This is a genomic window from Paraburkholderia humisilvae (assembly GCF_902859855.1).
Lineage (GTDB): Bacteria > Pseudomonadota > Gammaproteobacteria > Burkholderiales > Burkholderiaceae > Paraburkholderia > Paraburkholderia humisilvae.
Map to the genome: position 1 here is coordinate 26419 of NZ_CADIKH010000056.1, position 12561 is coordinate 38979.

Consider the following 12561-nt stretch of genomic DNA (forward strand, 5'->3'; position numbering starts at 1 on the left):
CCTTCCAACGGAGTGTCCAAGAATATGCAATATGACGACAGCGTCACGGTACGCAGTCACCTTAAGACGCTTGGGGTTGCAGAGTGTCTGAGCTGCCCCGGCGTGACCGAGTTTGCGATCAACCGGCCGTATGAAGGTTGGACCGAAACGCGGGACGGCTGGCAGCGTCACGAACTGCCGAACGCGTCGCTGGACGCGCTGAACCAGTTCGCCCCGGCGCTCGCGATTTACAACAAGGCGAAACCGGCGCTGTCGGCGGCCGAGCCGGAGAAACCAGTCCGCCTGCCGGGTGGCGAGCGCGGTCAGATCTTGATTCCGCCGGCGTGCGAGCCGGGCACGGTGTCGCTGACGATCCGGGTGCCGGGCAGCACTCGTTTCAAAATTCCGGAGCTGATCCAGGGCGGATTCCTGAATGGATTTCGCGATGTCACGGACCGCGACGTCGACCTCGTGCGCGATCGCTTCGAATCGGGCATCGTCGACGTGCGGAGCGCGACGCCGGTGTTCAATCCGTCCCGCGAGCTGGCCTCGCCGGCCATCGTAGCGCTCCTCCCGTTCGAGCTGGAAATGCTCGACGCGCTTGCTCAGCGCGACGTCGAGCGCTTTCTGACACTCGCGATCCTGAATCGCTTGAACATCGTGCTCGTGGGCGGGACCGGCTCGGGCAAGACCACGCTGACGAAGGCGCTGGCGGACCTGGTCCCGGAGCACACGCGCGTCGCGACTATCGAAGACACGCATGAGCTGCCGCTGCCGTACCACCCGAACCACGTACATCTGTTTTACAGCGAGTCGCTGCCGGCGCGACGCATCGTGAAGGCGACGCTGCGGATGAAATTCGACCGCGTGCTCCTGGCCGAGCTGCGCGGCGATGAAACTTGGGATTACCTGACGCTGCTCAATACTGGCCACCAGGGCGGGATTACGACCGTCCATGCGAACGATGCGATCGCGGCGCTAGCGCGGATCGCCACGCTTGTGAAACAAAGTCCAGTCGGTCAGACGCTGACTTGGGATCACCTGATGCGCGAGGTGAAGACCACGATCGATGTCGTGCTGTACATGGAAAACAGGCAGCTCAAGGAGATCTATTTCGATCCGGTCACGAAGTGGAATCTGCTGCGGGGGCTGGCATGAGCGCGGGGCGGAGCGATCCGGGATTCGGATCGTGTGATGTGGGGGTGTTTGAGCGGCCCCCGCACGCGCCGGCACACGCGACGCTGGCTCCCGAATCGGGCATCAGCCACGCGCTGCTGATCTCGTTGGTGCTCGGGGCGCATGACGCGCCGTGGACAGCGCGATGAGAAACCATCTGTTCATTGCTTGCTTCTTGAGCATCGTGTCCGGCGCAGCCGTGTTCAGTGCTGGTCGTATGTTGCATCTCGACGCGATTACCGATTCCGTCGAGCTAATCGCAGTGATTGCCATGGTCGTTATCGCATGCGGGCTGTGGGGCATGTGCGCGAGTGCCGTGCTGATGAAAACCGCAACGGTTCTAGATCGCGTCGTAGCGCTAGGCCCGGTTGCCGCCGCGGTGCTGACGGGGTTAGCCGTGGCCGGCCAATACGTCGGTGCGACATTGTTCGCGAAGCTGGAGGAGCTGCCGGACTCAGCCATTGGCGTCTGGACGCTGCACGATTACTGGAGCGCTTATGGCGACGTGAAGGCCGTGAAGCGGTCCCTGCAGATCGCCGCGGCGGTATCGTTCATCGTCCCGATTCTGCCGATCGCGGTCGTGGTTGCGGCGCTGGCCATGAAACCGAAGCGCGACCTGCACGGCGATGCACGCTTCGCCCGCAGCCACGAGATCCGCCGCTACGGCCTGCTCGACGAGGCAAATGGCAGCGCACGCCGGAAAGGCGACTACCGTGATCCAACCATCATCGTCGGCAAATACAGGAACCGGTACCTGACATTCCGCGGATTGGAGTTCGTAATGGTCGCCGCGCCGACGCGCTCGTTCAAGGGCGTGGCCATCGTGATCCCGAACCTGCTCACCTTTTCGGATTCTGTGGTCGTGCTCGACGTGAAGGGCGAGAACTTCGACCTGACGTCGCGCTACCGGCAGGCTTGCGGCCAGAAGGTGTTTCGCTGGGCGCCGTTTGACCAGGAGGGTTTCACGCACCGCTGGAACCCGCTCCACAAGATCGCGAAGAGCCCGGCCTTCGCGCGGGTCGGCCGCCTGCAGGCGATCGCAGCGCGCTTGTATCACACGGCGGACGCGCGCAACAGGTTCTTCTACGAACAGGCGGCCGACCTGTTCATGGGCCTCGCGTTGTACCTGATGGAAATGACCGGCGATTGCACATTCGGCCATGTGTTGCGGCTCGCGACTACACCCGACAGGAAGGTGCGCGAACACCTGACGGAGCTCATGCAGCATGAGCGTCGGAAGAGCATTCCGTTGTCGGGCGACTGTCTGGGGGCGCTCTCGCGTGTGTTGGCGTCGCCCGACGAGACGATGCTGAACATCGTCGCGACGTTCAACGCTGGCCTGCGCCTGTTCAGCAACCCCATCGTCGACCAGGCGACGAGCGCGTGCGACTTTGAGCTCGACCGTGTGCGTCGGGATCTGATGTCGATCTACGTTGTGCTGCCGGTGCGCGAGCTCTCGGTCGCGAGCTTGCTCGGCAACCTGTTTTACACGCAATGGATCGAGGACAACCTCGATGCGTTGCCGGGCGAAGATCCGAGCGTCAAGTATCAGTGCCTCGGCGTAGGGGACGAATTCACGGCACTCGGTCGGATTGAAGTGCTCGACAAGGGCAATGCATTCATCGCGGGCTACTGGCTGCGCCTGCTGACGATCCTGCAGTCGAAGACACAGTTAGAGCCGAACGAGCTGTACGGCGTGGCCGGTGCCCGCACCTTGATCACGAACCACGCCGTGCTGGTGGCATATCCGCCACGCAATCAGGCCGACGCGAAGGATCTGTCCGAGACACTGGGTACGTTCACCGAGAAGGCGACCTCACGTAGTCGCAATCGCGGCCGCAACACGTCGACTGGCACTAACACGTCGGATCAGGGGCGCGCGCTGATGCTCGATCAGGAGCTGAAACGCATGGAGCAACACCAGGAGATCGTACTCGGCTTTCAGCGCCCGATCCTATGCGAGAAAGCGGCCTATTTCCAGGATGCCTTGTTCATGGACCGCATGCGCTCGGTTAGCCCGATGCTGGCGGCGATCGAGAAGCGCATGCCGACCGAAAGCGAAATCAAAGCAGCCTGGCAGGCCGGTGAACTGCGCGCCGCGGGCATCCCGACCCACAACCCGGAGACGTACCACGCGGCGTTGTCGGCGAAGGCTGCCGGCGAGATACGTCTCGCGCGTCAGGCGGGCGCGAAGGCGATGACTGCGGCCGAGCTACTGGTGCTCGATCAGCTGAGACCCGGACCGCTTGCAACCGACATGGCGCTCATCGGCTTTGCGTCGGACATGGCCGAACTCGGGCTGGTGATCCGGGACGACGTCCGGGAAATGCTCACCAGCATTCGGTTCGATTTCAACGTGGCAGGGGCCGACGCCACTGCCAATTCTCAGATTGAGCCGGCTGCGGCGCAGGCGGACAACGAAGTGGAGGAGGTGGCGAGTGGCTGACACGAACAGGCCCAAACGCGAACGGACCTGGCTGGATGTGCCGTTCAAGGAGAAGGATACGGCGCAGAAATTGGGCGCGAAATTCGATCGGCGCTCGAAAAAATGGTACGTCCCGGGCGCGGCCGATGTCGCGCCATTTGCGCGCTGGATGAACGGACAGGTTCCGCAGGCGGCACAAACGACGGTGGCGGCGCACGGTGCGCTCGATGCCGCGCGTGCTGCCGCACCGGGGACGCTGTTCGGCAGCGAAGCCGACTTCGAGCGTGAGGCGGTGCGCCTGAGTCAACTGATGGGGCAGTCGATCGAGCAGGCGCGCAAGTTTGTGGGGGAATCGGTGAGCGCAGTTGAAGAAAAGGCGGCGCTGGAAGCCCGGGACCGCATTCGGGCCCAGGGAGGCTCCGCGTTTGATGCGATCGACGGTGTGCGTGCCGCGGCTCGCCACGCACGGCATCAATATTTCGCCGAGCGGCAACACCTGTATCCGCAAAGCGCGCCGCGTCCACCGGCACCGGAGATATCCGGACCCCGCGGTGGTGCGAGGCGGCCTCCGGTACGGCGTGCGCGATCGAAGCTGGACGACGCGGCGCTCGGCCGACGTTACCGCGAAATGATCCAGGCGATTGCCACGTCGGTCACGCTGCGCGGCGGCGAGGTCAACCGCACGCTGTCGCTCGAGCAGCGGCTGGAGTTGACGCACCGCGACGCGTGGCTTAAGTTCGGCGACGCGACTGACGGCGACCGCGCGATTGGCGAACAGATTCGCAACCGCACTGGTTTTGCTGCAGAAGATTTGCCGCCGCAGGCGGCCGTAGCCTTGTGCGAGCTCCGTGAGGAGGCTGAGCTAAGCCTTATGGAAGTCGATGAGCGGACATCTGGACGTGACGCGACGGATCCAGACCCAGACCCGAGCGATGACGAGCATCCGGTGGACCAGCCGGCGATCGAGCTGCCGCACTCGCATCACCATCGCGAGACGGAGCGTGACAACGGCATCGCGGACTTCGTGGCGGACGATGCGATGCGCCGCGGTGGTCTCACGGGGAGCGCGGTGTCGGAGCAGGACATGCAGCGCGTGCGCAAGGTGCGCGACCGCGAGCGTATGGCCGCCGAGACTTTGCTACGCGAGCAGAGAAAGCCTATGCCGACGATGGATGCGGTTTCCGCTAGTGAGCCGGTCAAAGCCGTCGACGTTGATGCCAGTGACAATCGGATCAGCATAGACCCGGTGTCACGCAAACCGATTGTGAAAAAAGACGGCTACGAGGTGCCGCCGCAGGTTGCATCGCGCTACATGGTGAAGGAAGGGCGGTTCTGGAGGCTCGACAGGATGGAGCCAATGCCGGGTTTGGTGCCGACGACGAAACCGCATTTTGAGGACGTTGGGTCGCGCCTGAAATCGCAGCAAAACGATCGCGCGACGATTACCGACATGGTAGCCGTAGCGCAAGCGAAGAACTGGGATTCGATCGTCGTGCGCGGAAGCGAAGCGTTCCGCCGCAATGCATGGATTGCGGCGTCGCTCGCCGGCGTCGACGTGAAAGGGTTCAAGCCGACCGAAGGCGACGAGGCGTTGCTCGAGGCCGCGAAGCGTGAGCGGGCGGCGCTGACGATAAAGGCTGGAACGTTTCCCGGGCGGTTCGTCGGTCCGAAGACGGAACCGACAACCAGCAAACCAGCGGTTACCGAGGTTAACCAGATGCCTGAGATAAGGGGGGACGCCGCGCAGTCAGCCGGAACCGCAGTGAAGGTTGAGCCGAATCCCGCGTCCATGAACGCTGCTTCAGTACACCGTGCGTCGAAGACCGTCGCGCAACTGCGGGAAATTCTTCAAAGATCGCTTGAGCGGGAGCCCGCGCGTATACGCGCGGAGGTATTGCGCCGTTTCGACGCACGGATGCATGCCGGCACGGAGATCGAGGCGCGCATCGCACGGGGCGAATTGTCCCGCGACGCAGGCACGGCTGAGATTGACAGGGGTGCGGCCGAACTACACGCAGCATGGACGGCGCCAAAGGCTGCGCCGCCGTCGAGCCCTTCAAGCAACCCTCGAACCGAACAACAGCAGACACGCGGCCCGACGCCGAACGTGATGTAAACGTTGCCTCATCCATTTACGCAAGGAGACTGAATGAGTATTGCCATTGTGAACTGCTCCGGCAACTCGGGTAAGACCACAGTGACCCGTGAACTGCTCGCGCCGCGGCTGCCGCACATGTCAGTGCGTCAGGTCGAGTCGATCAATGCCGACGACTCGACCGGTCCTAAGGTCGAGGTGATGATTGCAGCGCGCTTCGATGAACTGCATGAGGAACTGATGCGCGGGCGCAACCTGCTGGTCGACATCGGCGCGTCGAACTTCGAGGAGTATCTGAACCGACTCGATTCGTCCGAAGGGGCGCAAGAGGACTACACGTGCTTCATCGTTCCGACCGAGCCGGAGAGCAAGCAGATGAAGGACACGATCAAGACGATCAACATGCTGGCGGATCTCGGCGTGGAACCGGGGCGCATCCGCGCGCTGCTGAACAAGGTCGAGCTGGTGAAGAGCGAGGCTCGCGAGGTGACGCTACGTCGCCACTTCGCGCAGCTGTTCGAGCTGCACGACCGGACGGGAATGTTCGAGCTGCACCATGACGCGGCGCTGCCGAGAAACGACGTGTTCACGCTCGCGGCTGCCGCTGGCCGCACGATTCACGACATCGCGATAGACGGGGTCGACTACAAGGCGCAGCTAGTCGACGCCGGGACCGACGCGGAGAAGGAACGCCTTGTAAAGCTGGTCGGCCTGAAGCGCAAGGCGCTGTCGATCGAGCCGGTGCTTGATCACGCGTTCAATGCTCTAATGTCCGGGATCGACGCATGAGCGAGGCGGCGTCGCAACCGGATCGCGCAGAGAATGCCTCGGAGCGGCTTGGTAAGATAATCGCCACGATGCCGGCGTCGAATGAGCTGGCGGTGCTCGCCGAGATCCTGATCGAGCAGATGAAGGTCGCGGACGCGCAGCACCATGTGGTCGCGCTCATGGGGTCAACGGATCAGAAGCTGACTGCGACGGTGCAGGCGCTGCGCGAAGAAAACGTGCAGTTGACGAAGCTGCTCATGCAAGCCCGACAGTCCTTCATCGGCGAGATCGCAGTCAAGGCGGCTGACCAGGCGCGCCGCGCAGCGGCTGCTGAAGTGGCAAATGAACTTGCCCAACTGCGCATCGCGCTCGAATCGCGCGATTGCGCGCTGGATGGGCGCTCGGCCGCCGCAACTGCGCGATCGATGCTCGGCTCGCCGACTGCGTGGACGGGCATCGCATTCTGCGTCGGCGCCGTACTCGTATGGGTTGTCGGTCACCTGTCGCAGCTTCCCGGTATCTAGCGCAGGAGCATCCAGTCGTGAATACCATATTGCTGAGTGCGCTCACACCTTACTCGCGGCGCCGTCTCGACCCGGTTCATTCGAACGTGCCGGCTCTCGGGACGCCTTCGATTGCGCCCAGCGAGGGCATGTAACGGATGCGCATGGACGAATTCAGTGACGGGTCCGAACCGAAGCGCCGCGTCCGCAAGAAAGCTCCGTCGGCACTTGGCAAGCCGGTGAGCACGCGCCTGACGGAGGATCAGTGGAAGCTTTTCAACGAGAAGGTCGAGCGCTCAGGGATGAGTTCATCCGGGTTCCTGCGCGATTGCATCCTTACCAACCGGACGCAGATCGTCGAGCGCCCGCGGGTCACCGACGAGCGTCAGCGAATCATGTACGTGATCAACAAAACGGGCAATAGCCTGAATCAGTTGGCTCACGTAGCGAACTCCGCACGGATTTCCGGCCAACTGCCCGAATCGAACTTCGTCGCGCTGCTCGATGAGCTGGAGATGATCACACAACTGCTAAAGGCACATCTATATCGTGTTGATTAGGGTGACTGGCCGCCACGACGGTGTCAAAGAGTATCTCGAGGACGGACGCAAGGTTGGCCGCGAATCCGGTCGCGACGACCTCGACGAGCGCGTCGTGCTTGCCGGTGACCTCGATCTGACTGACGCGGTGATCCAGTCAATCCATACCGCGCCGAACATCGAGCGCTATCTGTCGATCACACTTTCCTTCAAGGAGGATCACGTCAACCGTGAAACTCTGTTTCAGATCGCCCGTGGCTTCGAGGCATTCGCGCTGCACGCGTATCGTCCGGACGAATACTGCTTTTATGCCGAGGCGCATCTGCCGCGCATCAAGAGCTATGTGGACCAGGTAACTGGAGAGCTTGTCGAGCGTAAGCCGCACATCCATATCGTGATCCCAAAGCGGAATCTGATCTCGGGCCGGGCACTACGTCCATTCGGTTTCGAGAAGTACAACGTGAGCTACATCGACGCGTTCCAGGAGCACACGAACGCGCAGTATGGGCTCGCGAGCCCGAAGGATAACCGCCGCGCGCTGCTCACCGATACGTCGGAAATGATCAGCCGCTATCGTGGTGATCTGTTCCGCACGAGCAGTCGCGAGCTGAAAGAACAGATTCTCGACGCGATACTAGATCGCCAGATCGAAAACCATGCCGATTTCATCGCGCTGCTCCATGAACTCGGTGCCGTACGCACGCGCAATGCCGGCAGTGACGATGAGTATCCCAATGTGAAACTGGCCGGTGCCGGCAAAGGCGTGAATCTTAAGGAATACGTGTTCACACGGGGGTTCATCGAGCTGCCGATAGCCGAAAAGCTGCAGGCGCTGTCCGCTGATGCCGCAGACCGATACGAGGCCGGCGTCGTGCCGCGCCGCACACCTGACGACATCACGGCGGTGCTCGACGAGTGGTACGCGACACGCGCACATGAACTGAAATATCTCAACAGTGGTAGCCGCCTGTATCAACGGTATCAGGAATCCTCTCCCCACGACCGCCAACTGATCCTGGCGGATCTCGAACGCAGTTTTTATGCACAACATCTGAAGGCATACCATGACCGAGCAGACGACACCTTCCCCGGCCTCGAAGAACACCTTCGACGAGATGGACGCTCATTTGAATTCGGCGCCCAGCCGTCCGACGCCGTCGACGAGCCCAACACAGGGGAAATCGACCTTGGCGTCTCCGGGTGGGAGCGTGGCCGAGCAGCCGACGACCTCTCCGGGCATGTCGTCCATGGATACGGCGAGCTCGATGTCCGGTTTGACTCTGTCGCAGGTCGGCCGTACCCGTCGCCCGAATCCTTCGACGCTCTGCGAGACATGTCCAGCGGGCCTTTGGACGGCCTCGGAGATCGATCTGCAGTGCTATTGCCGGATCATGCGCTTCACCAGTTGGAGCCAGACGGCGCCGTATCCGCGGATCGCCTGCGATGGCCTGCAGATTGCTCTGGAAAGCTTGCAGCGCAACGAATAGTCGAGCTGTTACCGGGCGGGCTGGGCGCTTACTATCAGATGCTCGAAGCACATTATGCGTTTGGCGATCCGTTTGAGGGCCTTCTTCCGGTGCGACCGACGGTTACTTCGACGCCGCCCGGAATGTCGCCGCCTGGCTGGTTTTATGGCAGCCAGCGGGATCCGTTATCCGATCGGTTCGACGCGATTGACTCGTCGTTCGATTTCGACGCCGCTCGGCCGAGCGCGCCGCGAGAACGCGAAATGCGGGTGGACGTGCCGCCGTATTGCTCGCGACGCTCGCGCGCGGGCGACGACGCGTTCGCCACGCCACGCTGCACGGGTCGCGTGGCCGACAATGTCTTATCTCAGCTCGCACACGAGTTGCGGCAGCGCGACGAGGCCCGCGGTCAGTACAATGAATTTCGGGAGATCCGCCAAGGTCTCGACGCCCGGCGCCTGCTCGCCGTGCTATCGCACACGCACGGAGTGCGGCCTGCGAAATATGCGATCGTTGCCGGCCGCGACGGCTCCGACCGCATTCGTGCCGGCGCGCGCACGCTGAACGTGTCGGACTTCCTCACGAAGGAACTGAATCTGTCATGGAGCGAAGCCGGACCGCTGATGCGCACGATGTTTCAGCGGCAACGGGCCGGCGAGCCCATTCCGGCTGCCCGGGAGTTCCCGCACGCGGCGCTTTGGCGCGAGTATTCGGTCGCACGCAAGGCGCACAGCACTGCCCGCAGTGACGCGTGGCTCGCACAGCGCGAAAGCGAGCAGTACCGTCGCGACAATATCCGCACCGCGTTCGAGGTCCGTCGCGTCGCGATCAAACAGGATGTGCGACTTACCCCAGCTGGCCAGCGCACGGCGATGTCGCTGGCGCGCGCCGGGCAGCTGAGTCGCAATGATGCGCTCAGAGAGGCGATCGCGCGCGAGCGGGCCGTGCTCAAGGCGGAATTCGGATTGGCAAGTGGCCCAAGTTTTTCAGACTGGCTGCGCACGCGGGCCGGGCAGGGCGACGAGAAAGCCCTCGGAGAGCTGCGTCGTTCAGCACGCCCGGAGTGCGTGTTGGCTGGCATCGACGACGAAGAAGAAGCGTTTAACGTGATCCTGCCCAACACGTCCCGGACGCACACGCAGAGTGAATACAACACGATCATTTTTCGATTGGCCGGCTTGTCTTGGTCCGTCGATGAACGCGGTCACGTCACCTACCGGCAGAACGGCCAAGATGTTGTGCGCGACCGCGGAAGCAGCGTGCAGGTGTTTCAAATCGATCGGTCCGCGCTTGAGACTGGGCTGCGCCTCGCGCAGAGCAAGTTCGGCCGTGCACTGAAGTTAAGCGGCGGTGATGCGTACCAACTGGCAGCCGCCAAAGTCGCCGTTGACGCGGGACTGCGCGTGCAGTTCAGCGATGCGCGGCTCAACCGGGCGATGGACGAATATCGCCATACGCGTGTTAATGAGCACGTGCGCGCCGTGCTTGGCAATACGGGCCAGGACGTGGTCGCCAATCAACACCTGCAGCCGCAACCCGAGCGACCGGAGCAGAGTTTGCCGAGTCCTTCGGACAATGGTAAGCCGACCATCTGATGCACGGTCGGCCGCAACCTGTTTCCGCCTTCCGCGCGGCATCGTTGTTCGATATAAAGCTGGTGCACTGGTGCGCGTACGGCATACGAAGCCGGTGTTCTTGAGGACCGCGCGAGGGTCACTCAAATATCCTGATAGTTTGTCTTCCAGATTTTGTTTATATGTATGCGGGACGCCTGAAGGTCTGAGTTTTCCGAGAAAATAAGCTGAACTACTCGTGGACAATTTTATGGTGATGAACAAACAATTAGGATACGAAAGTAATAAAATTGATGCATATCTCGATCATTCGCGGCATACTGATGGCATTTCCACTCATTTGAACGCTCAAATGGACAGCCAAATCGCCGCGCAACGCGCACAACGCCTTGATGTGCTGTCAGTCGCATCCGGTGGCCGCTCCAAGACCGCACAGCTTCGCGACGTGTTCGACAGCGTCGAGCATGCGATTCGCGCGGGCGTCAGGTACGCCGCAATTATTCAAGACCTCGCCGAAACCGGCCTCGTCTTTACCTATCAAACGTTCGCTCTAACCGTTAAAAGGCTCCGGCGCGAACGTGGCATCGTGGCACGATCACGCACGTCACGTCTTGAGATTGGACCCCAGGTCGACGAAGCGCCTAACCCGGCAGCGACTCGCGCTCCGGCTTTCGCCGCTGCCTCTGAACCCGTCACGCACGCGGCACCCACACTTCCCACCGGGCGCGAGCGCCGCCCAATTGAGTCAATCGGCGCAAAGCTCCCGCACGACTGGCTCACCGCCGAACTGACGCGTGAACAAAAACGCCTACTGACATCCAGTCAGCGGAGTGCGCGCGCCGAAGCCGTGGTTAAGAGCCTGTGGCCCAACCCCTACGATCCGGTGCCGAGAAAGACTACCCCGTCCAAGATTGCTAGCCAGTGAAAATCACGTAGCCCGTTTCCCCATCATGCCTCACGCGGACGGCCGTGCTGCGCGCGGCCGTCGCGAGTTGCTTACCCTTATCCGGGTTATGCATGAGGCAGCTTCAAGAGCGCACAATCCCCACCTACAAGGTGGAGAAGGAAGCTTGATGGGCGGGACGAGTCGGAATTGGGGCCATTCACGAGGGCAGTAGAGCAACGCATGCTGCATGGCCATTGCATAGCCCTCAGGTAACCGAACGATGTTCTTGGCCCCTTGCTGGCAAGCAACTACTTGTTGAAGGTGCGTGTGGCGTCAACGTCCTTTAGGCAGAACCGTTGCCTGGCAGGAAGCGTGCGAAGCGGCGGGGGATGAGATCACCTCGTCCGTACGACGAACGAGAGGCGATGCGCAGGGTATCCCTTCAAGAGTGGCTGTGCACGGGGCAAGACTGGGTTACCTTGGCGCCAGGGTGACTTAGGATCTGGTGGGGAAGGCATGGCTCTGAGATTCCGAAAACCGCTTAGTGCAGTCTGTCTGAGCTATCAGCTGCTTCGCGTGGCATAGTGGTGCCAGTTGCGCGCCGCCGTCCAAATCAAGGTCTCAGCGAGCTGATGGGGACATTAGAACGGTTTCAACGTGAGGTGCGGCGATGGCAGGGCCGGTATCGACATATCACCCTTGCACAGCTTGCACATACTGTTCTTGTTGTGCTTCGCAAGCGCGGTAAAAAAACTCCTGACGGCATGAGTCGTTGAGCGTTTAGGAAATACGGCGCCTGCTATGCCGCCTCTTATGAAATGGCCTGAACCCGATCAGCCATGTGCTTGAATGGTCAATTTGGCACCGCACCCATCAATGGCGCGCACAGCAATCTCGTTACCGCGCGCGCGGGGTTGCGCTCCCCATGAATAGTTACGGCTGTAATATCGTAATATGTTTAAAATTTAGCTAAACTAAGGTTTCAGGCGTGTCCAAGAAAATTGAACGCTAACCCCCGAAAACAACTTGTGCACCTTCCCTAACAGTCTTTGACAAAAGAGCGCGTTACACAGGATAAGCTGTTTTCAGCAGTACCCTCAAAGTCCAACCCAAATAGGTAAAATCATGTCATTGACTGTTCAAAATCAAT

At 61.4% G+C, this 12561-nt stretch carries 8 protein-coding genes; all 8 read left to right on the plus strand.

From position 1 onward, the window contains the following. Positions 1–24: 24 nt before the first annotated feature. The 8 genes from HV796_RS33465 to HV796_RS33500 all read left to right on the plus strand — a co-directional run bounded on the left by HV796_RS33465 (position 25) and on the right by HV796_RS33500 (position 11450). Positions 25–1137, plus strand: a complete 1113-nt coding sequence (locus HV796_RS33465; protein ID WP_175232180.1) for an ATPase, T2SS/T4P/T4SS family — start codon at positions 25–27, stop codon at positions 1135–1137. A 163-nt stretch (positions 1138–1300) separates the two neighbouring features. After that, on the plus strand, positions 1301–3601 hold the full coding sequence (locus HV796_RS33470) for a type IV secretory system conjugative DNA transfer family protein (RefSeq protein WP_175232181.1): 2301 nt from the start codon (positions 1301–1303) through the stop codon (positions 3599–3601). Beyond that, entirely contained in the window at positions 3594–5696 is a 2103-nt protein-coding gene (locus HV796_RS33475) for an LPD7 domain-containing protein (RefSeq protein ID WP_175232182.1), read from the plus strand. Before HV796_RS33470 ends, HV796_RS33475 begins: the two co-directional genes overlap by 8 nt. Before the next feature lie 33 nt (positions 5697–5729). Beyond that, the gene (gene stbB, locus HV796_RS33480) at positions 5730–6464 is read left to right on the plus strand and encodes a StbB family protein (protein WP_175232183.1); all 735 of its coding nucleotides are present in this window, start codon (positions 5730–5732) and stop codon (positions 6462–6464) included. Next, the gene (locus HV796_RS33485; RefSeq protein ID WP_175232184.1) at positions 6461–6967 is read left to right on the plus strand and encodes a hypothetical protein; all 507 of its coding nucleotides are present in this window, start codon (positions 6461–6463) and stop codon (positions 6965–6967) included. Before stbB ends, HV796_RS33485 begins: the two co-directional genes overlap by 4 nt. 143 nt (positions 6968–7110) lie before the next feature. Next, a complete protein-coding gene (locus HV796_RS33490; protein ID WP_246356170.1) occupies positions 7111–7506 on the plus strand; it encodes a plasmid mobilization protein in 396 nt (131 codons plus the stop codon). Next, positions 7496–10546 (plus strand): LPD7 domain-containing protein, encoded by a 3051-nt coding sequence (locus HV796_RS33495; RefSeq protein WP_246356171.1) that lies wholly within the window; start codon positions 7496–7498, stop codon positions 10544–10546. The genes HV796_RS33490 and HV796_RS33495 overlap by 11 nt, the downstream gene beginning before the upstream one ends. 217 nt (positions 10547–10763) lie before the next feature. Further along, entirely contained in the window at positions 10764–11450 is a 687-nt protein-coding gene (locus HV796_RS33500) for a hypothetical protein (protein ID WP_246356172.1), read from the plus strand. Positions 11451–12561 lie beyond the last annotated feature (1111 nt).